Raw genomic sequence first — 25,591 nt, 5'->3', positions numbered from 1 at the left:
GCCGGCACGTCATACACACGTACCGGCCATGTGGCTTGCCTTTAGTAGCGCTTACTGGCAGATAGACAGCTCCCGCACCGTGCCGTTTTCATCCACTATTTTGTTGTCCGCCCACGACGCCCAGGCAGGCAACCTGCTCGCCACCGTACTCATGCTCAGAAACGCCCCCCTGGCAAGATTGCCCGAACCCACGCGGCCGAGCCTGTCGGTCTCGGTATAGCGGATGACATGCCGCACGGCGGAGGGCACCAGCGCACCGTATGACGGATTCGACGGTGTCGTCGGCCCCACCACGGGCGGCACCACTGGCGGCGTAACCGGCGGGGTGACCGGGGTGGCCTGCCAGGCCAGGTTCATGCCCGATGGCGTGGCGCTGAGCTGATAGTTGGCCGTGGGCACATTCACACTGGCAAACGCGCCGCTACTGGTTTGGTAACGCATCACCTGCACACTGAAATCACTGGCAGGGGCAAAGCCATTCCAGGTCAGTACGTTGGCCGTACCCGCCAGGTTTGCCTGCCCGTTGACCACGATGCGGTCGTACAAGCCTGCCGTTGTGCCACCCAGCTCGAGATCCAGAATCGTGCTGCTATCCAGCGTGAGGTTGCCATTAATGACCAGCTCGCCCGGCGAATAACCCACGGCAAGACGCCCGCCCTGGCTGCTGACACTGCCATTGATGGTGCCGGCACCGCGCAGGGCGCCACCGTTCAGCACCAGGTTGGCCGCATCCACCACGACCGGGCTGCCACTGCTGCCCAACTGCAGGCTGCCACCCGCCTGGGTCAAGCCACCATCAAAATGCGTTGTACCCAACAGGTTCAGTACGCCGGTATTGGTGAAGGCCTGGGTAAATACCGTGCCGCCGCCGATGTTCATCGTACCGGTATTGTTCAGCGCGGCAGCAATGGTGCCGCCGGCAATATCCAGGGTACCCGTATTGCTCAGCACCCCGGTGTTCAGCCAGCTTACCGTGCTGTCCTGCGGGCGATTCAGCTTGCCTGCCGCCTGCAGGCTGATGGTTCCGACACCTTCGTAACTGCCACCGGTCATCAGTACCTCACCCGCTACCGAGAGGCTGCTGTTGTTGATGAAACGGCCGCCTTCCATCACCAGCGAGGTACCGCCACCCAGCAAAGTGGTACCGCTCAAGGTCAAGCTACCGCTACGCAGTACCAGGCTACCACGGTCAAACAACAGCGGAGAGTTGGCCGTATTGGTAAAGAAGAGATCCAGCCCGTCGATGATGCGCTCGCCATCGCCATTGAAAATGAACTGGCCACCATTCTGGAACGCCAGCCCGCCCGGCGTACTGGTGATCTGCCCGCCCTGCCAGTCAAAACTGCCGGTGTCGGTAATCAGGCTTTCCCCATCGGCAATGGCCAGCGTGCCGAGCTGCTGGCGGGTGTTGGTGGCGCGGGACGTGGCATCCACCTGTACGCCACCTGCGTTGTCCAGCTGGCCGATAACGGCACGGGCAAGACTGGCGCTGCCGGCAGCCCGGTTATCCAGCGTAGCGATGCGGCTATCTGCCACGGCAAGCGTGCCCTCGTTACGCAGCTGCTGCACGTCGCTATTCTGGCCCAGGGTGAGGCTGCCGCTATTGATCACACTGCCCGTCAGCGTGGTCGCGTCCAGCGTGGCGGTACCGCGGTTATCCAGCGTCAGGCCCATGACCCGCTCGTAGGAAGACAGCGTGCCCAGATTCACCAGCTTGCCGGTGCCGCCCAGGCGCAAATCGAACAAGCTGACACTCGCGTCGCTCGCCACGGTCACACCGGCCTGGCTGCCATCGACACTCACCTGGGCAGGCTGCTCGCTGGCAAAGCGGCCACTGCCGGTCAGGCGCAGGCCGTCTCGCAAAGACCAGCCCCCCGACTCGAACGCCAGGCGCCCGCCTACTTCCAGCTCGCCAGCCAGCGTGCCACCACCATTGAGCTGCAGGTCACCACTGTGTACCGACAGCAACCCGCTACTGCTGAGGCTGGCCATACTGCGATCGCCCTCGGTGCGCAAGCGCGCGCCCCTGGCTACGTCGAAACGCCCGCCGCTACCGCCTGCGGCCAACGTCAGCCGGCTCCCCGCGAGCAACGCCACATCACCGGCAAAATCGACATCACCATAGCTAGACAACGTGACATCATCGCCCGTTACCGACACCTCACCCAGCCAGCGCTGGCCTGCACCACCGCTGATATTGCCGGTCAGGGTAAAGCTGCCGCCTTCGTGCTGCAGGGTCGACCCCTCGGCGAGCACCAGCTCGCCATTATCGTTACGCAGCGGGCTATCCAGCGCACCCACGGCTTCTGCCAGCCGCGCGTTGTTCAGGTTATCGCCCTGCAGCGACACCACCGCAGCGCCCAGATTGATGTTGGCAAAATCCACCCGTTGCAGGCCCTGGTAAACGTTGGCCGCATCGGCGGTATAGGCCATCCACATGCTGCCGCTGCCGGGCTGGGTCAGCATATAGAAGCGGCTATCGGCACCGCTATAGGCAAAGCCCAGCTTGTTGCCATCAGCCGCCAGCGTTACCCCCTGGCCAGCACCGCCGGTGACACTGCCGCTGACCACCTGTGGCGTGCCGGCAAACTGCCAGGCCAGATACGGCATGCTGCTGCCTTCAATGATGCGCCATGGGCCGGTCGCACCAAAATCCCAGCCAGTAAAACTGGCCTGCTGTTTGATCTGATTACTATCCAGCCCGGCACCACCCGCACTGCTGGCAGTACCCGCAGTGGCCTGCTGCCAGTAGCTGTTGCCGACCGTGCCCAGGTTCTTGCCCAGCAGCCCACCACTATTGCTCGTGCCGTTCACCGCCACATTGGCGTAAACATTCTGTACCAAGCCACTGTACTGGTAGCCCACAGCGCCGCCCACATGGCTGTTGCCGGTAACCACACCCTGAGCGTAGCTATTAACCAAGCTAGCATTGGCACCGTCCTGATAGCCCACCAGGCCACCTACCTGGCTGCGGCCGGAGACACTGCTGGCAGCCAGGCTACCGGAAATAATGGACGTGCCGTTGCTGTGGCCAACCAGCCCCCCCGCATAGTTGCTACGTGCAGTGACACTGCCACTGGCCTGGCTGTCACGAATAATCGCTTTATGGTTGGTATTGCCAGACGAGTTCATGCCCACCAGGCCGCCGACAGTCCCCTCGGCCAATACATCGCCTGTTGCCGAGCTGGTCTCGATCACGCTGTCCGTACGGGTAGCCACGCTGGACCCGACCAAGCCACCTACTTCAGCACCAGTCCCGGTAACCTTACCGCTGGCCGTACTGGCCACAATACGCCCGCCCAGATTACGCCCCACCAAACCGCCCACACCGACCACACCGTTGACCGCGCCACTGGCATGACCGTCCTCGATAACCGCGACATTATCAATTGTCTCGTTGGCACCGACTAAACCACCCACGTAGGCATAGCCGGCAACGGCAGCCGTAGACACCCCACCCGTCACCAGGCCAGTGTTGTAGCCAACCAGACCGCCGGTCTGGAAATCGCCATTCACCTCGCCCTGGCTGCTCGCCGCTACGATGGTGCCGCTATTGGCCCCCACCAGACCTCCCGTACTGCTATTGCTGTAGCGACGGCCCCCGCTCACGATACCGCTTGCCGACACCTGATCCAGCGTGCCGGCATTGCTGCCCGCCAGCATGCCCACATTGTCGTAGCCACTCACGTTGGCCGCAGCCAGATTCAGGTTGCTGACACGGGCACCCGCCAGCACATTGCCGAACAGGCCCCAGTTGGCGGCAATATCGTTGTTGCTGATCGTCAGGTTGCTCAGGGTATGGCCACGGCCATCCAGATCACCGGCAAACCACGCCAGCGAATAACCGGCATCGCCAGACAGATCCAGGTTGGTGTTGAGGTCGAAACGGTATTTGCCATCCGCCCAGGCCAGCAGATTGCGCCAGTCGGCCAGGGTATGAATCTGGTAACGGCCACCGTCATTGCCGAATTCGCTATCGATATCCAGCTGGCGCCCTGCCGCCTGCCAGCGCGCAAACTGCTCGCCATACATCGCACCGCGGGTAAACACTTTCTGCCCGTTTAGCGTGACTGTATCCACGTTGTAAAAGCTGTTGCTGACACTGCCGGCCTCAAGCTTGCCCACCACGCCACCAGCCAATGCCATCACGCCAGCGCGCGTGGTATCTACCGTCACCTGGCCAGTAAAGGCGCTATTGGCCAGGCGGGCATTCTCACCCGCCTGATAACCCACCAAGCCGCCAGCCACATTACCGGCTGCTACCGCACTGCTACTCTGGCTGTCTTCAATCACTGCCCAGAGGGTGTTGAATGCACTATCGTTGCCACCTGCGATACCACCGGCGTTGCTACCTGTCGCCCTCACCGCACCACTGGCACTACTTTGGCTGACCACGGCATCGGCACTGGCCGCATGGTTGATGCCCACCAAGCCACCGGCATAATCCAGTGCCTGAACGCTGCCGCTGGCAGTACTGCCTTCAATGCGCGCCTCGCTGACATTGCCGTGGTTGTACCCCACTAGGCCGCCTGCATACGCCAGCGTGGCAAGCACATTGCCACTGGCCTCACTAGCCAGTACCGCACCACCATTATTCAGGCCAACCAGGCCACCCACATTCGACACGCCGTTCACAGCAGCATCCGACTGGCTGGCCTGTACGGTACCTGCCTCGTTCAGGCCTACCAAGCCACCGGTATTACGATCGTTGGCAGTGACTGTACCGCCTGCGCGGCTGGCATCAATGAAGCCCGAGTTCTCACCCGCCAAGCCAGCGGTATTTACGCTACCGCGCACATCCCCCATGCTGGTCGAGGCATTGATACTGCCGCTATTGGCACCAACCAGGCCACCTGTCGCTTCGGTGCCGAAAACCCGCCCCAGATTGGCAGACGAATCGATGGTGCCGGCATTGGAACCCACCAAACCACCCACCGCCCGAGTACCGCTCACCGCTGCATGGTTGGCCGCATCGAGAATACTGCCGGTGTTGTAACCCACCAGGCCACCCGCAGCCACATCACCACTCACCGTGCCATGGCTTGTCGCAGTGGAAATCGTGCCTTCGTTCATACCCACCAGGCCGCCGACAATATTACCGTCGACAGTCGTCGCCACCTGCCCGCTAGTACCGACCTGGCTCACCGTGCCTTTGTTTACCCCCGCCAGCAGACCAACGGTGCCCACGGCTTCTACACGCGCCCCCTGCAACTGCAGATTGCTCACAGCACCCGCGCTATCAATCACACCAAACAGCCCCCAGGCCTGGTTCAGACTGTGATTCAGGATGGTAAGGTTGCTGATGACGTGACCACCGCCGTCCAGGCTGGCAGTAAACCACGGCAAGGAATAACCCGCATCGCCAGACAGGTCGATGTCGCTGGTCAGCACAAACTGCTTGTCGCTATCGGCCCAGGCCAGCATGTGACGCCAGTCGGCCAGACTCTGCAACTGGTAGCGGCCGGATGCATCACGGGAAAACTCGCTATCGATATCCAGCTGGTGGCCCGCAGCCTGCCAGCGCTCAAACTGCTCGCCATACATGGCGCCACGGGTAAAGACTCGTTCACCGTTAAGAAGGGTACTGTCTACGTTATAAAAGCTATTGCTTATTAAACCACCGGGCTCACTAAAAGCTACCAGACCACCCAACTTTACATCAACATTCGACCCTACAACGACACCGGAAAAGCTAGAGTCGGAAACACTGCCCGTAGCAGTATTTAAACCCACCAATCCTGCAACTTGGGAGTCACCTTGAACCTGAGCAAATGCATCAGATGCAACAATACGACCCATATTAATTCCCACAAGCCCACCTACAGAGCTTGAAGAATTTTCATCTACACCAGAAACAATACCACCCATAAATCTGACATTAATCAGATCACCATAATTTTCATCAACAAAGCCACCAACAGCCTGCAAACCAGCGACACGCCCCGCCACAACCGAAAGGTTTGATATTACTCCCGCATTAGACCCAAAAAAACCACCACCGCGCTGATTGTAAAAGTCTGAACTATTATAAACATAGCCACCAATCGCATGACCAGCACCATCAAGCCGACCAGTAAAATAGTTTATATTAAACCCACTCAATCCAGACACGTCAATATTTGAAGTCAATACAAAATTGCCAGTCGCACTCCCCCACAGATATTTCAAATCATCAGGACTTTCAATGATATAATTACCAACTCCATCAACCCGAAGAAACTGGGAAAGGTCTTTCACACCCCCAAAATCGTCAAGCAAGGCAGAATAGACACCGCCTCGAACTTTCTTGCCATTAACCGTGACTTTATCAGCCGCATAGTAATCCCCTAGACTGTATTCAGCTGGAAAATCAGCGGTCAATAGAATATTCCCAGAAAAGTTACCTGCTATTTTCCCGCCTTCGGCAACATAACCTGCCACACCACCCACATAGTTCCTGCCAATTACCTGGCTGCTCGAACTACCATAATTGCCATAATCTCGCCCACCCCAACCATTCGACAAGTCATAGGGCCCTACATAGCCTGCCACGCCACCAATATAATCACCCGTACCACTGACAAGACCAGAAGATGAAGATCGATTAATACCCGTAATCCGGCCTGCCCTTTCACTTTTTCCGACCAAGCCACCGACATAGCTAGCGCCATACACTTTCGCATCTGACCTGGAATCCCAGAGCCCTGCATGTTCGGAGAAATAGCCGGCTATACCACCTGTATTGTCACCACCGAAGATGTCACCAAAATTATAACCATGCTGAACATAGCTCCTTGACAAACCACCTACCAAGCCTCCCGTATTATATTCCCCAAATATAGAACCGTAATTGTAAACATAATCATAGGCATATCCTTCGCCAACCAAACCGCCGGTATTATGCCCACCGCGCACCTCACCATAATTTGCGCTATTACTTGCATCACCCTTCCCAGCTACGCCACCGGTATTTGCATACCCCGAGACAGTGGCATGATTCACACCACCAGAAACGCCACCGTTACCAACCAAACCACCCACATTTTCCACACCACGCACAACGCCTGAAAATTTTCCATGATCAATGCTGCCAGAACCAACCAGACCACCAACATTATTCACGCCAATAACAGAGCCAGCTCCACTTACATCTTGGAAAGTTCCACTCGCGTACCTACCAGTGCCGCCAATATCAAAAGCCGACCCATTACGTGCAATGGCACCGACATTGTCACCTTGAAGATTAATATTCACTTCATTCAGTTTGAGGCTAGCAACCGTGCCTAAATTTAGCTGCATCAGCGGTTGCAGTTGCCCCGACAGGGTATGACCCAAGCCTTGCAACACACTGCCTTCATCCAGCCCCTGCCGCATCACGAAATCACTGCCAAAACGGAAATCTGCGCCAATAGCAAAGTAACCCTGCGCCAACGCGCCGCCCTCGGCCGCCAGCTTGTTAACCAGCTCATCCTGGTTGCGAATGAGCTGGTATTGGTTGCCGGCGATGCTCAGCGCGGCGTGGCTGCCGGTGAGGTCCAGCCGGCCGGACTCGCCCAGTTGCAGGCTGCCCACCGCGCCGGGGCTGATGGTGACGCCGGCGTGCTGGCCGCTGGCGCTGACTGCGCTGTTGAGCACCACATGGCGCTCGGCTTGCAGGGTAAGCGTGGTATCTGCTGCCCAGCTGACGTTGTCGTTGACCAGCACATCGCCCTGGCCCTGCTGGCTGCCCGCGCGGCTATCCAGCGTGATGTTGTTTTGCGCCAGCTGTGCCGACAGCGCGGCGCCGGTGATGTCGCCACCACTGGCGGCGACGGTAAAGTCGGCGGGGTCGATCAGCCATTGCCCGGTTTTGCCCTGGGCGGCGCGGGTATCCACATTAATGCCGCCGAGGTTCACTGTGTGGCCGGATGTTTCGATAAATCCGCCATCGCCGGCCTGCGTGCCACCACGGGCGCTGAGCGTGCCGTGCACGTTGGCCGCACCGGTGGCCACCAGGCTGATGGTGCCGCCCTGGCCGCTGGCTTGCGCGTCGGCCTGCAGGCTGGCGCCCTGGCCCAGGGTGATGTTGTCGGCACGCAGCACAATACTGCCGCCGTCGCCGGTTTCGGCGCGCAGCGCCTGTACCTGGCCCTGCTGCTGCAGGGTGTGGCCGAACATGGCGGCGGCGCCGTTCTGCACCAGCAGCTGGCCAAGGTTGAGCACGCTGTTGTCGGGGGCGCTGATCTGGTAGCGCAGCGCGGGGGTAGACAGGTCTACCAGCTCTACGGTTTGCCCTGCGGCCAACATCAGGTTGCCGTTGTCGCTACGGATGGTGCCACTGGTGCTGAGGGCGTTGGCGATCAGTGCCACATCGCCTTTAACGACCATATCGCCGCTTTGCGCCAGCTGGCCGCCGGGGCCGTCAAAGCGCAGGCGGTCTGCCAGAAAGTCGGCATTGCTCATCCCCAGGGTGGAGGCGATAAAGCCGGCGGTATCGATACGGGCACCCTGGCCGAAGACGATACCGCTAGGGTTGATGAGAAACACGCGGCCATTGGACTGCAGGCTGCCCAGTATCTGGCTGACATCGCCGCCGGTGACGCGATTCAGGATGGCGCTGGTGCTGCCTGGCAGGTTCATGCGTACCGACTCGCCCTGGCCGATGCTGAATTGCTGCCAGTTGACGATGGTTTTGTGGCTGCTGGCATCCAGCTGCAAGACGTTGGCCGCAGGCTGGCTCAGGCTGGCGGAACCCAGAACGACCTGGGCACCGTTGGGGTTGGCGTGCACAAACGGAAAGGCGGCGGCCAGCGCCAGTACCAGTAGACGGGGCTGAAATTGAACGTGATGCGGCATGGTACGGTTCTCAGAAACGGGCGGTGGCCTGCACATGGGCGCGCCATGTACCAGCCTGGGTTTGCGAGGTGTCTTTCATGGGGCGGGCAAAGTCGGCCGATAGCGCGTAGTGGCTGGCAGGCTGCCAGCGCAGGCCGAAGCCCAGGCCCAACAGGTTCTGCCGGCCGGTTTCCTGCGCCTGTAGCTGCACGCGCCGCGTCTGGCCGCCTTCGGCAAACAGCACAGCCTGCAGGCCGGGGAGGATGGCCGGCGCCCAGGCTTCCAGCGCTAGCTGGTAGCCCTGATCGCCCGACGCCTCGCGCTCTTCATAGCCACGTACGCTTTGCGTACCACCCAGGCCAAATTGTTCGCCCGGCACCAGCGGCTGGTGGCTGTATTGTGCCTGCAGCCTGGTGACGGCTCGCCACTGGGCGGGCAAGCCGAACTGGTAGTTCATGCCTGCGCGCCATACCTGCCAGTCTGCGCTGGCACCGCTACGGTTGGCCGCATGGTGTGCGTCATCGTTGTCGTTGCTACCCGGGATATTGCGCGACCAGTCCAGCGTCAGCTCTGCGCGCTGGCCCGCACCTTGCCACACGCCGAACCAGCCCAGCGTGAGCGGTGTGGTGGTGACATCGGAGCCCAGGTTGTTCTGGCCAAACAGCACCTGGTTGCCGTAGGCCTTGTAGTCCAGCCCGGCCTTGATGCCGTGCTTGAGCTGCCCGGCAGGCAAGAGATGGTGCGATAGCGATAAACCGCCGTAGTCGCCACGGCCGGCCACGTTGAAGATATCGCTCACCGTGCCGGAATCCACACTGGAGTGCCCGGCATACAGGGCCACATCGGTTGCCAGCGAATAGATTGGCCATTTCCAGGATGCACCGTACTGGCTGACATCGCGATGGTGGTCTGGCGAGGTGGTGTATGACAGCGTGAGCTGCTGGTCGGTACCTGCCAAGGCGGCGGTATGAAAACCCGTCGCCAGGCGCCACTTGCCGGTGGCGTCACTGCCGGTATTTTGCAGGCTGGCAAACAGCGTTGCAGGGGTCTGGTCTTCTACCGTGACTTTGACATCGATGGCTTCCTGCACGCGGTTCTCGGACAGGGTGAGCATGGCCTGGTGCGCCGGGTGGTCGTTGAACTGCGCCAGGTTACGCGCCAGCCGGCGGGTATCCGGGGTGATGCCAACTTGCAGCTGCGGAAACGCCGCACGTAACTGCGCCTCGGCAAAATACTGTTGACCGGCAAAGCTGACCGCCCCCACAGGCAGCATCAGCAGCTGCAGCCTGACTTTGTCGGTAATGGTTTGCGGCGGGATGATGACCCGGTAAAAGCCATGCCCTTCTTGCTGCAGCCTGGCCTGCAGTGCAGCAGCGGCCTGCTGCAAGGTAGCGACACTTTGCTGCGGGCCGGTATAGGGCTTGAGCACGGCGTGGATAGCCGCGTCGTCCAGCGGGTGGTGGCCATCCAGCTGATAACCGGACACGTCAAACTGCAAAGGGTTGGCCGCAGCCGTGGCTGCCAGCACCAGCCCGAGTACGGAAAACCAGCGGGAAGGCATCATGATTAGCGGATAGTGCATTGTGCGGGAGGGGTAATGAAGCTGTTACGCAGTTGCGAGCGCACGTGCAGTACAGCCATGAGCGGGTCGAAATGTTCAGGATACGGCGTGGCATCATCGGCCAGTATCGCGGGTACAGCAGGCAACAGCTGCGGGGCGTGGCCTGCCTGGTCAGCAAACGCAGACTCGCCCGGCTGGACGGTGACAACGCTGCCGTCCTGCTCCAGCGTGACCAGGCCGGTGCGTACCCAGGTGTACAAGCCTGGTTTCAGGTCTGACGGCGCGTCGCCAAACTCGCCGGGCACCTGATCCGGGCGCGGTACATCGCCCTCTGGCATGAAAGCCGGCAAAGATGGCAAAAACTGGCGCTGGCCGTCTGCCAGCTGCACTGCCATGATCTGCCCTGCCGCCATGGGCTGGCTGAACTGGCTACCGCGGACATCGATGGCCCCCTGCCACACGTAGGCGTACAGGCGCGCATCCGGGCGCATCGGTAACGGGTCGGGTGACGTCTCGTTGGGCTGGTTATCGGCAGCTGCGGCACACTGCGCCTGGCAATCCACATCGAAGCCAGTGCCCCGCACGCCAATCACGGCGGTGGCCACCTGTACCTTGTAGCCTGCCGGGTTTTGCTTGCCGATAGCACCGGTAGCAACCCGTACAGCACCTTTTACCAGCTGCAGCATGGCACGGCCGGCTTCGCCTTGCTGATAAAGCCAGTCTTTCACCACAAAACGGCTACCCGGCCCCAGGCTAGCCTTGCTGCCATCGGCAAATGCCAATACAGCAACCGCGCCCGGGCTGGTTTGCACCGTATCGCCCACGGCCACCCCACCGCCTTTGGATAACACCCGGCCACCGGCCTGCACCTCGCCGCGCACAAAAATGGCACGAGCAATCACGCCGGCGGCCTCGCTGGCACAATCGCCGCCCTGACACAGGCGAGCGTCGAATGTCGTGCCTCGTATACCCAGCGTGGCGGTACCAGCCTGATACTTCACCGCCGCCGGGTTGGCTTTGCCTATGGCACCGGTCACGCTGCGAAGCCCGCCTTGTACCAGGGTATGCACCACACCAGCTGGCGCATACTGCTTGATAATCAGTGTTGTATCGGGGCGCAGCGTGGTCTTGCCGCCATCCAGGTACTCGATAACCGCAAAGCCTTTGCCCACCGTACTCACCGTGTCGCCCTCGGCCAATGGGCTGCCTTTTGCCAGGATACGCACTGTGCCATTGGCTGTTTTGGCGGTGACCATGCCCTGGGCAAAGAGCAGCTTGGCCACATCGGCTGCGCCAGCGCCCCCGGCCATCAGCAAGCTCCCAACCAGGCTAACCACTGCCGACCATGTTTTTAAAGCCATTTGCTATGTTCAATTCTATTTCGTCGATAGAACTGAATTGAAACACAAGCACTTAGGGTAAGGCTTTTGGCTGAAATATTTTAAATTCTTAATTTAAAAAAACAGGCACATATATTTTATGAAATTACAGCCCAAAAGATACCGTAGGCATTTTTCTACCCGTACATGGTGCCTTCGCCAGACACCACAACCTTCATTCCAAAGGCAAGCACAGGTAACTATTTAATTTAAAGAAAGAAAAATTGCCTCGCCGCCATGCGTCGCGTGCAGGCTCTTTGCCATGTCAGGGGCAAGCATTCAGTTGCAGCTTTACCACAATGGCAATCGCCGTACTAAACCACCTCAAAGCGTGGCTTGCTGCAGGCTGCGGTTGGTATCAACCAGGCGGTGTGCCATCACGGCGGCCACCGCCTTGTGCAGCGTAATGGCCAGGCCAGGTTGATGTTGCTCGATACTGGCCAGCTGTTCAGGCGACAACAGCAGGACGTCGGTACGTTCGTTAGCGTAGACATTGGCTACTGTCCCCGCGCCGGTATACAGGCTGATTTCACCCAGAATGGTGCCACACATGAATTTCCGCAGGCGGAGCTGTTGGCCGTCCGGCAGCTCTACACGCACGCTGACGCTGCCACTCATGACCAATAACAGCCCTACTGCACCGCTGCCTTGCCGGATAACCACGCTGCCAGACTCAAAACAGCGCGCTTGAGCGTAGGGGGCAATGTCTGCCAGAAAAGGAAATAGCGCCTGATCTTGCTGCGCACGAGCCAGTTTTGCCAAGTGGCGGTCTTCCGCAAACTGCACAGCCAGATCCAGGTTGGCGGTAAAGCGTACAGACTCGCTGCGTAGCACCAGCAAGGACCGCAATAACGAGCGATGCACGCCGGAGAATACCAACACCCCACCCTGCGCAGCGACCATGCCAGCGACCTTGCCCAGCATGGAAACCGCCGTGGCATCCACACCCTTTACGTGACGAAAATCGATAATGCACTGCTCTGGCCGCGCAACGCGATAGTCTTCCCGAACGCGCTCGTATAAGCGCTGGGCACTGCCAAAAAACAAAAACCCTTCCAGCACGTAAACAGACAGCCAGTCAGACGCCTGCAAAAGTCGCTTGCCGTCGCCGGAACGCGTAACACGACTGGGAACGGTATGGTTGCTGAACTGCTGTTTGACGAAATCTATCTTGCTGTACTTCACCAGAAAGATCAGCGAAGTAATCACGATACCCGCCATGGCCCCTTCGACAAAACCACCCAGATTGACGACCAACCCTACAAACAAGGTAATGATCAAGTCTAGTGATGACGCTGCCTTGCGCGCTTTCTCCAGCGAATCCACGATGAGGCAAATACCAAAGAACAGCAGCAAAGCGGCCATCACAAAAATCGGCATATAGGCCAGCAGCACATCGGCAAACCAGACACCTGCCAGCAAAATCACCGCTAGGACATACGTAGCAGCTCTTGCCTGGGCACCCGCCACCTGGCGATTGAGCAAGGTATCGCCAATAAAAGACACCGTAGGGAATGCACCAAATACGCCTGCCAGCAGGTTCGCTACACCATAGGTGCGCAGCTCGCGGTTTTCGTCAACATCCTCACCCAGCACCTGCTCCAGCGCCACAATCTGCAGCAGGGCAGTCAATAAGGCGACGGCGGCGACTACCAGCACGGTGGGCGCAGAGCGCCATAACACGTCACCATCCACACCCGCCCACAGCGAGGCAAAAGATAAAGACCATAAAGATGGCGCATGGTCCCCCAGCGGCGTCAGGTAGCCCTGGCTAACAAGCTGGGCATGGTCTATCCCTTGCAAGCTGCTGACCATGAAAAAGAAGATGACCGCCAGCAGGATCAAAGCCGGAAAAGCCAGCGCAGAAGAGACGCGTGGCGGTACCCAGAACAGTGCTGCGGCCAAGCCACCTGCCATGACTATCGCCAGCCAGTGCTCGGCAAAACCTTGCCATACCGGCCAGCTTTGCAAGCTGACCGACTGGCCGGCTACCTGGCCCACACCTGCCAGAAACAGCAACACACCAGAGCCAAACAGAAAACCATTGATCACCGGGTACGGAATGAATCGTACGATCTGGCCCAGGCGATAACGCCCCACCAGCCAGAACATCAGGCCACAGCCCAGACAAGCGGCTACCAGATGCGCCATCACCATACCGGCTTGTGCGGCAGGATCCGCCAGTACCGGCAAACTGCCGACCAGACCTGACAGAATGATGACAGAAGACTCGTCAGGCCCCACTACCACGCCTTGCTGCTGAGAACGCCGCGCCACGACAAGGGTGGCCAGCATATTGCCGATCAGGATGCAGGCCATCCCCAAAACCGCATAGGGGGCGGCATTGCCGCGAAACAGCAAAGTCGCGTAGGCGGAGATAATAGATACGCCGATCGTCCCCAGCAGCACCCCGCTCAAAGCCGGCCCCAGCCAGGTCTTTATCGTCCCCTGATACATGCTTTTCTCCCTGTTTTTTATTTACACACTTCTTGATCGTCGTACTTACAAAGCCAGCTGCATGCCTGGCTGGGCGTAATGCAAACGTGGCCCTAGTGCCAAACGGCCATCCACATCGGCCATGATCTCTCGCTCGCAACCCGGTTTGAGATGCGTCAGTACTACTTGCAGGCCAGGGTGGTCAATGGCTTGCACCAGTTGCGCCAGGCCATCGGGCGACACATGGCCGGACAAGCCGGCAATGCCAGACATGGCCGCCGGAAATGCACACTCCATCACCAGCCAGCGCAGCGGGCCCAGTGCCGCGACCGCCGTTATGTAATCGTCTGTAATGGTGGTATCACCACTGAGCAGCGTACGGCCCGCCGGGCTGTCAATGACATAACCGACAGCGGGGACGCTATGCACCGCCTGGAACGGGCGCAAATGCAATGCGCCAAACTCATAAGCGGGGTTGAGCTCGTGGTAACGCAACGTTGGTGAGCCTTGGCGTGGTAGACGACTGAAGTCCGGCCAGAGCACGTCATTGAATAGATGTGCCTTTAGCGCAGCCAGCGTGGCGGGCAAGGCATGAATGGCAAAAGGCTGTTCGCGCAGGCCGAATACCGCATCAGCCATAAAGGCCAAGGCACAGATATGATCCAGGTGGCTATGGGTAAGAAACACATGGTCAACGGCCAACAGCTTGTCGCTGCCTAGCCGCGACAGGCCCGTACCCGCGTCAATCAGGATGCGCTCACCCAAGAGAAAGCTGCTGGTGGATTTACCACCGGCCACGCCACCATCACACCCCAGCACGGTGAGTACGCTTGGGCATCCAGGCTGTGCATCATCGTCATGCATCATGATTGATTGCTATTTTTCTGTCTGTTCGAATACGCCATCCCACCGATCGGGCGGTACGGCCAGGTAATGCTCAATACGCTGCTGGTAAACCTTGTACAGGCCATCATCAGGATAGCGGGCCAGCAAGGGCGCCAGCCTGGTAGCGGCCCCGGCAAAATCGGCAGCGCGATAAGCTTGCAATACTGCCTGCCAAGGCGCTTGCCACGATGGCGGTCCGTCTTCTTCAGCCATGGGTTGCCATACCGTGACAACCTGTTGCTTGCCCTTCGCCCGGATCCGGTCCACCTCGCGCCAGATCAGGTCCGGACATGCTTGGCGCGTCCCCTCACCACACAAGATCGGCACATCATATTGCTTGGTCAGCCCCTCCAGCCTGGCAGCCAGGTTCACGGCATCGCCCATTACCGTATAGGCGCGGCGAAAATCCGAGCCCATATTGCCCACCGTCATGTCGCCGCTATTTATACCAATACCGATGCGCAATGCCGGCCAGCCACGCTCGGCAAAAGCCGCATTCAGCCCCGCCATCCCCTTTTGCATCGCCAATGCAGACACTATGGCATGACGAGCATGCTGCTCATCCGCCATGGGCGCACCCCAGAAAGCCATGATCGCGTCGCCTATGTATTTGTCTATCGTGCCGCGGGTATGCTGGATATGCGTAGTCTGGGCAGATAGATAGCGATTCATCAGGCTGGCCAGCTCTGCCGCCGGCAGGCCCTCGGACACGCGGGTAAAGTCGCGCACATCCGAAAACAGTACTGACAGGTGACGATGCTCACCCTTCATTTGCTGCAGGAAAGCAGCGGGCGCATCCGACATTTTGCTCACCAGCTCTGGCGGTACATAGCTACCAAAAGCCGAAGCCAGCTCACGACGCCGACGTGCTTCGCTGATATAGCCCCAGCTGATATTGAGCAAATACAGACTGGCTAGCAGCAGCACTTCGGCAGCCACCGGCAATGCCAGCTGGGCCCGTTGCCAGGCGTACACACTACCGCCCACCACCAGCGCAATGCACAGCACCGTCAGCCACATCCCCAATACAGGCGACATGCGCGGCAAACGCCACGCCAGCAGACACCCCAGTACAAAGACAGCGATGGCCTCGGCACCTCGGTTATCCGGCGCATGGTAAAGCTTGCCCTGCAGCACGGCATTCAGCGCGTTTGCATGAATCTCCACCCCGGGGTACACGGCATCCAATGGTGTGGCTCGCAAATCCATCAAGCCTGGTGCCGTTGCCCCAACCAGCACAGCCTTGCCAGCCAGCGCGCTCAAAGGCAAAGTGCGCTGCAAGACATCCACGGCAGACACGTAGCGGAATGTGGCGCGCGGCCCCGCGTAGGGAATAAGCATGGCGCCTTGCGCATCCAGTGGCATGAACACACTGCCAACCGACACACCACGCATCAGCCCGTTGGCGTCGAATTCGGGTAACAAAGGCACATTACCTTGCAGGCGGCGCAACATGGCAACGGACAAGGTCTCGTATAGCTGCCCCTGGTTTTCTACCAGAACAGGCATGCGCCGGTTAACGCCATCACTATCCGGCAACGCGTTAAAGTGCCCCCCTGCCCCTGCCGCCCGCTGCAACAGATTCACGTTGGCCGCATAACCGTCAGCAGGCAATGGTCTTGTCGCGCCGGCCAACTCAGCATCAAATACCGGCTCTGGCAACGTACCGCTATGACGCGCCGCGCCGGCCGTATCAAAGTAGTAACCCAGTACCACCGGTGCCTTTGCCAGCGCACGGGCAAAGACAGCATCCTCATCCGCCACCGCCAACAATGCGGCCAACTCTGGCGCCAGTGCTGGATATCGCTTTGCCAACTGCTGCATACCGGGTAAAACCGGGTTGACAGCCCGCTCGGCAAACACCACATCAAAACCGATAACCGACACACGATAATGACCGGACAGGGTCTCCACCAAACTTGCCAACGTACTACGGGGCCAAGGCCAATGCCCCAGCTGCGCCAGGCTGCGCTCGTCAATATCGATAATAACGACCGACGGCTGCATCGCCGGCCTGGCCGGAAGACTCACCGCCAAGCGGGCATCGTGCCACCAGCGGTCCAACTGCGCGACGAAGCCTACAGACACCCAACCTGTGATGACAGCACAGCAGAAAAGCGTCAGCAGAACGCCACAGATTTGACGTAACCGCGTCCTGGCAAGCCTGAGCAAGGCCATCAGATAGGGTTTGAAGAACATGCTGGTGGTTCGCAAAGGGCGTTAACCAAGCCACGCCCGGATGTGCATTGATAAGAAATCCTGGGTAAAGAGAATAAACTGCTTCTTATCAAAAATGCCATAAATATCTTCCAATGAATGGAAAATCCAATATGGCTTCTCATAACCACCGCAAGGCCACAGTACTTGGGCTATGGCAATAAAAAATTAGGGGGCTTGGTCACGGTGTCGTTACCGACACCTGCACCAAACCCCCTGCTACCAAATCAGTAGTCTACTGATTTAATCAAGCTTTAACGGTATCAGCCACGTCCTGATAGTCTTTGATCTGGTCAAAGTTCATGAAGCGTGAAGTGGATCTAGCCACGTCTACGACCATCCACGCAAAATTTACAAACCACTGTTTTTAAACAAGTAAATCTCTAGCGTCGTCTACGGGCATCTTGGGGCATCCAGACAAATTGGGGGTATCGTTGGGGGTACCGAATCGTTATTATCGTGATTCACTACAAAAACATTAGCGATATTGCCATGCCGCTCACCGATGCCAAAGTCCGTAACGCCAAGCCCGAAGACAAGGATTACAAGCTCGCCGACATGGGCGGATTGTACCTGCTGGTGAAGAAGAACGGCGCCAAACTCTGGCGCCTGAAATACCGCCTGGCCGGCAAGGAAAAGCTATACGCCATTGGCCAGTACCCGCAGGTTTCACTGTCAGCCGCCCGTGAAGCTCGCGACAACGCCAAGCTGCTGATTGCCGAAGGCCGCTCGCCGGTGACGGTACGACAAACCGAAAAGCTGGAGGTCATCGAACAGGGAATGTCCACCTTCGAAGCCGTCGCACGCGAGTTCTACGAAAAAGTACGGCTACAAGGCAAAGAGACCACGGCATTCCAGTCCATCCGCCTGCTTGAACTATACGGCTTCCCCAAGTTCGGGCCCCTGCCCTTGGCCAGCATCAAGCCAATCGTGATCCTCAATATCATGAAGCAACTGGAAGCACGCGGCATCGCCAACACCGCCTCGCGCTTTCGGCACGTGTGCGGCCAAGTATTCCGCTACGGCGTAGCTACCCTGCGCTGCGACATTGACCCCACAGCCTCCATCAAGCGCGCCATCGTCGCGCCACCCGTCAAACACCATCAGGCCGCCGAAGACCCGCCAGCGCTATGGCGCAAGATCCTCACCTATCGCGGGACTGGCACCACCCGCATAGCACTGCAACTGCTGATGCTGCTGGCCGTACGCACCAACGAACTGCGGCGCATGGAAAAGAGCGAGCTCGATCTGGACAAGAAACTGTGGACCATCCCTGCAGCCAAGATGAAAAAGCGCCGCACCCACACTGTTCCCCTGCCCGACCAGGCCGTAGCGCTCATCCAAACCGCCATCGACTGGAGCGGTGATAGCCAGTACGTTTTCCCCAACCAGCGCACGCCTGGCGAAGCCATGTCTGAAGCCACTCTGCGCAAGGTAATGATTGCCCTGGAAGCCCCCACTAGCCCGCACGGCCTGCGCGCCACCTTCTCTACCCACCTACACGGCCAGGGCTACCCGTCACACCTGATTGAAATGCAGCTGGCGCACGCAGAAGAAAACAAAATGAAAGCCACCTACAACCACGCCCAGTATCTGGACGAGCGTAGGCGGCTAATGGAACGCTGGGCTGATTTTGTGACGGGAGAAGGCTGAGCGCCTAGTTTAGAATCTCAGGAGCACGAGGCATCCACGAAAACGGTGGCGATTCATGGCCATTGACTCAAAATCGAGCACACCCCCCTACGTAGACCTTTGCTCTAGCGAGCTATGCGCCACACTCCTGCCACAGCTGCTGAACAGTGGCCTTCAGTAGCAGTGACTCCTGCCAACGGTCCGTAATGTCTAACCCATCTACTCCTGTCATGGCATACGGTGCAGGTCCCAGCTCACAAGTGAACGATAAAGTCTCACTTGGCGCCGCCCGGGCGCGCCAACTCTTCATGCCGTAGGACCACCATTCCTGAAATTGCAGTAGCCACGGCTGGTGCTGGGCAAAGTGCAAAGGCACCTGCACCTGATGGCCATTAGACACTCGTCCGTGAAAACCCCAACTGTGGTCCAGAATGGTGTGCATCTGCCGCTGGTCTTCGGCAGTAATTGGCAGGGGCAACTCTCGCGCCACCACGTAGTGTGAAAGATCGGCAAGTAATTTGAGGTTGGGCAGCTGCTCCAGCACATCCAGTGTGAATAGCAAGTCATTGGTCAGTCGATAACGATGGGTCTCCACTAGCACTGGAAAATCGACTTGCTCCGCTAGTTTTTGCCAACCTTCCAGCACCTTGATTGCCTCGCGCAGCGTGCGAGGCCGCAGATCGGGCTGAATGGTAATGTGGTGGCAGCCGAACTCACTGCCCAATTCCAGCGCCGGCTGGAGGCCATCGATGTCCGTTGGGAATACCTGGCCTTCAACCTGCAGGCCTAGCTCACGTGCAATAGAGGCTAGCCGCTGCACATGCGCACGCTGATAGTAATGGTCGGTAAAGCCATCGAAACCAGCGGCGGCCAGCTGCTGCAGGTTGTCCTCCACGCTAGCGGTGTGGCCGTGGGGATGAATGCGCTCCATCGCCCACATAGATTGAAAAATCAGCAACTGCTTAGACATTGGCTACTCCTTTTAGCAGGGATTTCAGACTGCTGCCTGGATCGGCTAGCGTGTCGGCAGGCAGCTGCTTACCACTGCGGATAAGCAACTCTGCCAGCTTGATGTCGCGGGCAATCGCATTGCCAGCACCCCAGCCGCAGGCACCCTGCAGCCGCTGCGCCGCATCCAGATAAAACAGCAGCAGGCCTTCATCAGGCATTACTCGGGCCACACAGTTGGCCGCAGCTTTGATCTGTCCGACTAATTGCAAGCTATATTCGAACTGGTCAGACCAGAACCATGGCAAAGCGTCATAGACGTCTACGACACCCAGCATACTGCGCGCGACGTAACGGCCTTGCTCCTCAGCATTGCGCCAGGTTTCCAGCCTCTGATGCTGGCCACTAATGCGGCAGGGAAACTCACAAGCATCGCCCACTGCGTAGATATGAGTGTCGCTGGTACGAAGTCGGGCATCGACGCGGATGCCGTTGCCCACAATAAGTCCGGCGGCGGCCGCCAGCTCCGTATTGGGTTGAATGCCGATACCCACCAGCACCGTGTCACAGAGCAGCAGCTCACCATCAGCTAACTCCACCGCGCTGACACTGCCTTCGCCTCGAAAGGCTTTGATTTGGCAACCAAGACGCACTTCCACCCCGCGCGCCCTATGCAGTGCCAGCAGCCTGGCTGAGATCAACGGCGGCAACGCCCGAGCAGCCAACCTGTCACCAGATTCAAGCACTGTTACCGAGCAGCCCAGCTGACGCGCACTGGCGGCCACCTCTAGGCCAATGAAGCCTCCGCCAACCACCACCAGCCGTTTACCTGCGTGAAGGCGTGACCGCAAGGCGGCCGCATCATCTAGCGTGCGCAGCAACTGCACGCCGGCAAGATCGGTACCCGGTAAGCTAACCTGGCACACACGCCCGCCGGTGGCCAACAGCAACTGCTGGTAATCCAACTCTCGGCCATCGTGTAGGCAGATATGCCGCGATTGCGGGTGGATGGAGGTGACACGCACACCAGTCAGCCTTTCGACCGCCAACGACTGGTACTGCTCAGCACTGCCGATATGGCAATCATCGGCAGGCTGACTATCCAGCAATAACTGCTTGGACAACGCTGGACGCTCGTATGGCAGATGCAGCTCCTCACCGATCAACAGTAGCGGGCCAGCGTAGCCCGCTTCGCGCAGGGCCAACGCAGCGCGGCCGCCGGCATGACCGGCGCCGACGATAATAATGGGGGCGACGTAGTGCATCACTAGGCTCCGTTCAGGCATCTACTAGCTCGATCCACACCCGGCCGGCATCCAGCTTGACCGGATAGGTCTGAAGATTTACGCATACCGGTGCACCCAGCGCCTTACCACTGCGGTAGTCGAAACGGCCATTGTGCTTTGGACATTCGATAATGTGGTCCATCACCAAACCGTCAGCCAGATGCACCTTCTCATGGGTGCAAGTGCCTGCTGTGGCGTAGAACTGGTCATCCGGCGCGCGGTAGATGGCATAGGTGCGGCCAGCGTGGTCGAAGCGCAGTACATCTTCCTGCTCGATGTCATTGATCTCACAGGCATTGATCCATTGGCTCATGGTGGGTCTCCTCAGTGTGTGCATCGCCGGCGGGTTCCGGCGCTTTTGTCTGGGCTCAGGCGTAGCTGCGAACGGTTTCAGGGTTGGCCGCAACGTTGTGGCTTGCGGGCATTGGTGGCAGCTGGCGCGGAATGCTGTAGTCAGGGTCGTAACGCTGGCGCCACAGCGCCGGGATGATCTCGCGGTAGGCGTGCAGCAGCCCCAGGTTGGCTGGCGGGCACTGGTCCCGTATCAAGGCATGCAGCTTGGGCAAGTTATAAAATGGCACCATCGGAAACATGTGATGCTCCACGTGGTAGTTCATCTTCATGTACAGGAAGGCGAATAGCGGGTTGAAGATCACGGTGCGGGTGTTCAGGCGGTGGTCCAGCACGTTCTCAGCCAAGCCTGCATGCTGAGTAATGTTGAACACCTGGGTCAGAGGCGAACCGTAAAAGCGCGGCAGCACCACGAACATGGCTGGCAGAATGCTGTCGCTGTATACGCAAGCAGCAATAGTGGCGATATAGATCAGGGTGTGTACTTGGCTGGAACGGATCATGCGCCCAATCTCCGACGCTGGCACGAAGCTGCGTGTGGCGCTGCTGACGCTACCAAAGGCGTGGCGGATAGTGCGCAGGAACTCGATACTGCCGGACTTCAGGAAGAAGAAGTCGGCAAACAACCCAGCCAGACGGATCGGGCGTGGAAACGCAATTTCGCGGTCGTTGCCGACGATGATGGTGTCCGTGTGGTGGCGGGCATGGCTCCAGCGCCAGAACACGGTTTCATGCAGCGCCAGGAAAGAAGTGAGCTGGAAGAAGAATGTGTTCAGCCAGCCGGTACGGAATGGCGTGCCATGTGACAGCTCATGCGAGCCGTGCTCGCCTGCCGAGTACAGCAGGCCGTACAAAAGGAAGGCCGGTACAGCCCACGGTGTGCCCCAGGTGTGATATGCAAGCACGCCACTGCCGATCAATAGCAGCAACCACCCACCCAGGTATTTCAGCGCCTGCCAATCATCACGCTGCATAAGCTGTTTCATCTGTTTGCGGTCCACCGTGCAGGCAAACCATTGCGCCGACACCAACCCTCTGGCAGCAGCCTCTTTGCCACACGGGCCTTCGAGACTGTAGTCTCGCGCTAGCTTTTTTTCTATCATAATCTATCATCTCAATGTGTGTAGTGTATTGATAATCCTGTTAGCGATTACTTGACGAAATCAGCCTTAATCAGGATTAATATCAGTATAATCAGTGAATATTGGCATGCAATACAGTCATCACTTTTAGCATCATGCAATATCATAATTGCCATTTTTAAAATGATAGAATCTATCAAGGCGAAGTAAAATGGGACCAACAATGAAAGATGTGGCCCGTGAGGCCGGAGTGGGTGTGGCAACAGTAGACCGAGTGATCAACAAGCGGGCTAGCGTCAACCAAGAAACTGCTGAACGGGTGCTGGCTGCCGCCGACAAACTAGGTTTTCGGCGCGCGGGCTTGATACGTAACCGGCTGGATGAACGGACCGCCGGCTACCGCTTGGGATTCATCTTGCAAAAGAACAGCACCTATTTCTACAGCGAGTTAGGGAGCATCCTCGAGGAAGCAACTCGAACTCAGATGCAACCAGCCGGCAAAGCATTGGTGGTTTTCCTGGACGAGCTGACACCCGAACACGTGGTAACCAAGCTGTACGAGCTGAGCAAGAAGGTCGATGCCATCGCACTAGTGGCTGCTGACCACCCGCTAGTCAGCCAAGCCATAGACAACATCACTGCTTGTGGCATCCCGGTGTTTGCGCTGATCTCTGACCTGACTGCCGACAGCTGCAGTGGTTACGTTGGAATCGACCACCGAAAGGTTGGCCGTACGGCGGCATGGGCAATTGCCGAACTGGCACCGGCACCGGGTAAGGTAGGCGTGATTGTGGGCAGCCACCGCTACTTGTGCCAGGAACAGAGCGAGATGAGTTTCCGCTCCTATTTCCGCGAGTTCGCGCCGAAATTCCAGCTCCTGGAAACACTGATCAGCCTAGAAGACATTCATCTTGCTCAAGTGGCGACGCTGGAATTGCTGAAACAGCATCCAGACCTCACCGGACTTTACATTGCCGGCGGTGGGATTGAGGGGGTACTGCAGGCGCTAAAGAACAGCAACCCGCCACCAGGACTGGTAACGGTGTGCCTGGACCTGACCACGGTGACGCGACAAGCCCTCATCGAGCAGCGCATCAACATGGTGCTGTCGCACCCGCAGGAATGGTTGGCCAGCCGGTTGGTAGAGGTCATGTTGACAGCCATCCAGCACAAGGCGCAGCACGGTTCACTACAGAGTACGCTACCGTTCATCACCTATACACTTGGTAACGTATAAATAGGCTATGAGGCACTGATAAATTAGTACCCGCGTCCAGACTTCTCACGCAGGCAATTTACTCACCGCATATGCCGTACATAACACCATGAATCCGCTATCCGTCCGGTAATTCACCTGATACCTGGCCGCCACATTTGAAAGCGCACCATTCATGCTTAGGTCGTCATGAGAAGCGGGCGAAGGGAATAAAACAACCAAAGACACAAAAAAGCACGGGTCATTTGAAGCCAACCACCTACGCCAAATCACTCGCAGAGAAATCAGGTAAATTAACCTTGGACGCTGAAATATAGCGCTTCTGAGATTGGGGAAACATCGCCACGCCTTAAGAGGCGCAAGTCAGACCAAACACCTCTTCGCATGAGAAGCAATAGGCACAAACAGGGTAAGACAACCCTGCACAGCCTATACAGGCTGTGGTGCCAGACGCTGGGTGCCAGATGACGCTTCCTGCAGACGCCGTTTCAAGTAACGCGCCGCATCCGAAATATAGATGAGCGAAAAGCGGTCCAATACCCCCATCGCGCATATCACTCCTTGCTGCAAGGCTGAAAACAGATCTTCATCCAGATAACCGTCATCGATGTAGCCTGGTTTCGGTGGCAGAATGCGCTCACGGCACTCACGCAAACGGCGAGGTGGATCGCGAAAATTCACTCGCCCGCAATACCATGCCAGCTCGATAAACCAGGCTAGTTCGAAAATATCGCTAGCAGTGGCACGCCCGAGTCTGGCTTCCTCCAGCCGCACCAACTGCTGAAGATAAAACAAGTCTCTTGGTGAAAACAACGGAGCCATGGCGCTTAACTACGGCTCGTCACGGCCTGGGCGTAGATGGCAGCAAAGCCATCCACACTCAAGGACGCCCCACCCACAAGGGCTCCATCCACGTCTTTTAGACGCAGGATTTCGCCGGCGTTACGCGCTGTGACGCTTCCACCGTAGAGAATACGGCAGGCCTGCTCTCGGTCACCGTATTCACGTAGCAGGCTACGAATGAAACCGTGCATCTCAGCAATGTCGCGCACAGCTGCTGCCTTGCCGCTGCCGATCGCCCAGACCGGCTCATAGGCCACCACCACACTGGCCAAGCGGTCCATCCCCTGCAAACCGCTTAGCTGCCGTTGCAGCACTTCCAGCGTGCGAAGCTGCTCACGCTCGATGCCGGTTTCGCCTACACATAGCACCGGTATCAGCCCACCGGCCAGACAGGCCTTTACCTTGGCCAGACAAACAGCATCGCTTTCACCATGAGCGCTACGCCGCTCCGAATGCCCCACCAACACGTACCGGCAACCTAACTCATACAGCATCGGCACCGCACACTCACCGGTATGAGCACCCGCCACATGAGCGCTGACGTCCTGCGCCGCCAGTGCCAACTGTCGTCCGGCCAACAACCCAGCTGCTTCTGACAAGTACACAGCGGGTGGCGCCACCACCAGATCCACATTAGGCACGGTCAAGCCAGCCAGTGCCGGCAGCATGCTTCTGCACTGGGCCAAGCTGCCATTCATTTTCCAATTACCAATGACCAGCTTCTTACGCATGTCGACTCCTGCCGGCATCACGGCGCTGGCCGTGATGCCATATATAAAAAGAGACCGCCCGAAAGCGGTCGAGAGAGAAACCCATCGCCTGGGCCACATCGTGCCAAGGTTGGCCGCAGCTTAGTGCGACACCGCCTTCAGCATGTCTTCCACTACCTTTTTGGCGTCGCCGAACACCATCATGGTTTTGTCCATGTAGAACAGCTCGTTATCCAGACCGGCGTAGCCCAC

At 58.4% G+C, this 25,591-nt stretch carries 15 protein-coding genes; 2 read left to right on the top strand and 13 right to left on the bottom strand.

The genetic code is table 11. From position 1 onward, the window contains the following. Positions 1–51: 51 nt before the first annotated feature. From ACZ9XP_RS12325 to ACZ9XP_RS12300, 6 genes are all read right to left on the bottom strand, one after another. A complete protein-coding gene (locus ACZ9XP_RS12325; RefSeq protein ID WP_465188522.1) occupies positions 52–8,814 on the bottom strand; it encodes a two-partner secretion domain-containing protein in 8,763 nt (2,920 codons plus the stop codon). A 10-nt stretch (positions 8,815–8,824) separates the two neighbouring features. Further along, complete coding sequence (locus ACZ9XP_RS12320; protein WP_170253708.1) at positions 8,825–10,357, bottom strand: ShlB/FhaC/HecB family hemolysin secretion/activation protein; 1,533 nt, start codon at positions 10,355–10,357, stop codon at positions 8,825–8,827. A gap of 2 nt (positions 10,358–10,359) precedes the next feature. Continuing rightward, positions 10,360–11,664 carry a FecR family protein gene (locus ACZ9XP_RS12315; protein WP_465188521.1) on the bottom strand — a complete coding sequence of 435 codons (1,305 nt, stop codon included), beginning with the start codon at positions 11,662–11,664 and terminating at the stop codon, positions 10,360–10,362. Positions 11,665–12,057: 393 nt separating this feature from the next. Continuing rightward, positions 12,058–14,190, bottom strand: coding sequence for a SulP family inorganic anion transporter (locus tag ACZ9XP_RS12310; protein WP_465188520.1), 2,133 nt, complete (start codon positions 14,188–14,190; stop codon positions 12,058–12,060). A gap of 45 nt (positions 14,191–14,235) precedes the next feature. Continuing rightward, a complete protein-coding gene (locus ACZ9XP_RS12305; RefSeq protein ID WP_465188519.1) occupies positions 14,236–15,036 on the bottom strand; it encodes a 3',5'-cyclic-nucleotide phosphodiesterase in 801 nt (266 codons plus the stop codon). A gap of 9 nt (positions 15,037–15,045) precedes the next feature. Then, positions 15,046–17,232 carry a CHASE2 domain-containing protein gene (locus ACZ9XP_RS12300; RefSeq protein ID WP_465188570.1) on the bottom strand — a complete coding sequence of 729 codons (2,187 nt, stop codon included), beginning with the start codon at positions 17,230–17,232 and terminating at the stop codon, positions 15,046–15,048. 498 nt (positions 17,233–17,730) lie between these two features. On the opposite strand from ACZ9XP_RS12300, the gene ACZ9XP_RS12295 reads away from it, so the two are divergent. Continuing rightward, entirely contained in the window at positions 17,731–18,924 is a 1,194-nt protein-coding gene (locus ACZ9XP_RS12295) for a tyrosine-type recombinase/integrase (protein WP_465188518.1), read from the top strand. Between the two features lie 112 nt (positions 18,925–19,036). Here ACZ9XP_RS12295 and ACZ9XP_RS12290 read toward each other — a convergent pair whose 3' ends face one another. Genes ACZ9XP_RS12290 through ACZ9XP_RS12275 form a run of 4 tightly spaced genes read right to left on the bottom strand, consistent with a single transcriptional unit; the run spans position 19,037 to position 22,474 of the window. Further along, positions 19,037–19,873: a sugar phosphate isomerase/epimerase family protein gene (locus ACZ9XP_RS12290; protein ID WP_147686949.1), complete on the bottom strand. Its 837-nt coding sequence runs from the start codon at positions 19,871–19,873 to the stop codon at positions 19,037–19,039. Beyond that, a complete protein-coding gene (locus tag ACZ9XP_RS12285; protein ID WP_465188517.1) occupies positions 19,866–21,116 on the bottom strand; it encodes an NAD(P)/FAD-dependent oxidoreductase in 1,251 nt (416 codons plus the stop codon). Before ACZ9XP_RS12285 ends, ACZ9XP_RS12290 begins: the two co-directional genes overlap by 8 nt. 13 nt (positions 21,117–21,129) lie before the next feature. Then, positions 21,130–21,450, bottom strand: coding sequence for a MocE family 2Fe-2S type ferredoxin (locus tag ACZ9XP_RS12280; protein WP_147686945.1), 321 nt, complete (start codon positions 21,448–21,450; stop codon positions 21,130–21,132). A gap of 55 nt (positions 21,451–21,505) precedes the next feature. Then, positions 21,506–22,474 (bottom strand): fatty acid desaturase, encoded by a 969-nt coding sequence (locus tag ACZ9XP_RS12275; protein ID WP_240803461.1) that lies wholly within the window; start codon positions 22,472–22,474, stop codon positions 21,506–21,508. A gap of 319 nt (positions 22,475–22,793) precedes the next feature. Here ACZ9XP_RS12275 and ACZ9XP_RS12270 point away from each other — a divergent pair, with 319 nt between their 5' ends. Further along, positions 22,794–23,807 (top strand): LacI family DNA-binding transcriptional regulator, encoded by a 1,014-nt coding sequence (locus ACZ9XP_RS12270; RefSeq protein ID WP_206211365.1) that lies wholly within the window; start codon positions 22,794–22,796, stop codon positions 23,805–23,807. 408 nt (positions 23,808–24,215) lie between these two features. Here ACZ9XP_RS12270 and ACZ9XP_RS12265 read toward each other — a convergent pair whose 3' ends face one another. The 3 genes from ACZ9XP_RS12265 to ACZ9XP_RS12255 all read right to left on the bottom strand — a co-directional run bounded on the left by ACZ9XP_RS12265 (position 24,216) and on the right by ACZ9XP_RS12255 (position 25,591). After that, positions 24,216–24,608, bottom strand: a complete 393-nt coding sequence (locus tag ACZ9XP_RS12265) for a hypothetical protein (protein WP_465188516.1) — start codon at positions 24,606–24,608, stop codon at positions 24,216–24,218. A gap of 5 nt (positions 24,609–24,613) precedes the next feature. Further along, positions 24,614–25,360 (bottom strand): triose-phosphate isomerase, encoded by a 747-nt coding sequence (gene tpiA / locus ACZ9XP_RS12260; RefSeq protein WP_147686936.1) that lies wholly within the window; start codon positions 25,358–25,360, stop codon positions 24,614–24,616. Between the two features lie 120 nt (positions 25,361–25,480). Continuing rightward, on the bottom strand, positions 25,481–25,591 hold the full coding sequence (locus ACZ9XP_RS12255) for an NAD(P)(+) transhydrogenase (Re/Si-specific) subunit beta (protein ID WP_465188569.1): 111 nt from the start codon (positions 25,589–25,591) through the stop codon (positions 25,481–25,483).

The sequence above is a fragment of the Vogesella perlucida genome (assembly GCF_979366545.1).
The sequence above is the reverse complement of the archived record's forward strand: the minus strand, read 5'-3'. Positions and strand labels throughout refer to the sequence as shown.

What these genes read in the sequence shown, in the direction of transcription:
- ACZ9XP_RS12325 (WP_465188522.1), bottom strand. Translation starts at nt 8,814, where the DNA reads ATGCCGCATCACGTTCAATTTCAGCCCCGTCTACTGGTACTGGCGCTG.
- ACZ9XP_RS12320 (WP_170253708.1), bottom strand. Translation starts at nt 10,357, where the DNA reads ATGATGCCTTCCCGCTGGTTTTCCGTACTCGGGCTGGTGCTGGCAGCC.
- ACZ9XP_RS12315 (WP_465188521.1), bottom strand. Translation starts at nt 11,664, where the DNA reads ATGGCCGGGGGCGCTGGCGCAGCCGATGTGGCCAAGCTGCTCTTTGCC.
- ACZ9XP_RS12310 (WP_465188520.1), bottom strand. Translation starts at nt 14,190, where the DNA reads ATGTATCAGGGGACGATAAAGACCTGGCTGGGGCCGGCTTTGAGCGGG.
- ACZ9XP_RS12305 (WP_465188519.1), bottom strand. Translation starts at nt 15,036, where the DNA reads ATGATGCATGACGATGATGCACAGCCTGGATGCCCAAGCGTACTCACC.
- ACZ9XP_RS12300 (WP_465188570.1), bottom strand. Translation starts at nt 17,232, where the DNA reads ATGGCCTTGCTCAGGCTTGCCAGGACGCGGTTACGTCAAATCTGTGGC.
- ACZ9XP_RS12290 (WP_147686949.1), bottom strand. Translation starts at nt 19,873, where the DNA reads ATGTCTAAGCAGTTGCTGATTTTTCAATCTATGTGGGCGATGGAGCGC.
- ACZ9XP_RS12285 (WP_465188517.1), bottom strand. Translation starts at nt 21,116, where the DNA reads ATGCACTACGTCGCCCCCATTATTATCGTCGGCGCCGGTCATGCCGGC.
- ACZ9XP_RS12280 (WP_147686945.1), bottom strand. Translation starts at nt 21,450, where the DNA reads ATGAGCCAATGGATCAATGCCTGTGAGATCAATGACATCGAGCAGGAA.
- ACZ9XP_RS12275 (WP_240803461.1), bottom strand. Translation starts at nt 22,474, where the DNA reads ATGAAACAGCTTATGCAGCGTGATGATTGGCAGGCGCTGAAATACCTG.
- ACZ9XP_RS12270 (WP_206211365.1), top strand. Translation starts at nt 22,794, where the DNA reads ATGAAAGATGTGGCCCGTGAGGCCGGAGTGGGTGTGGCAACAGTAGAC.
- ACZ9XP_RS12265 (WP_465188516.1), bottom strand. Translation starts at nt 24,608, where the DNA reads ATGGCTCCGTTGTTTTCACCAAGAGACTTGTTTTATCTTCAGCAGTTG.
- tpiA (WP_147686936.1), bottom strand. Translation starts at nt 25,360, where the DNA reads ATGCGTAAGAAGCTGGTCATTGGTAATTGGAAAATGAATGGCAGCTTG.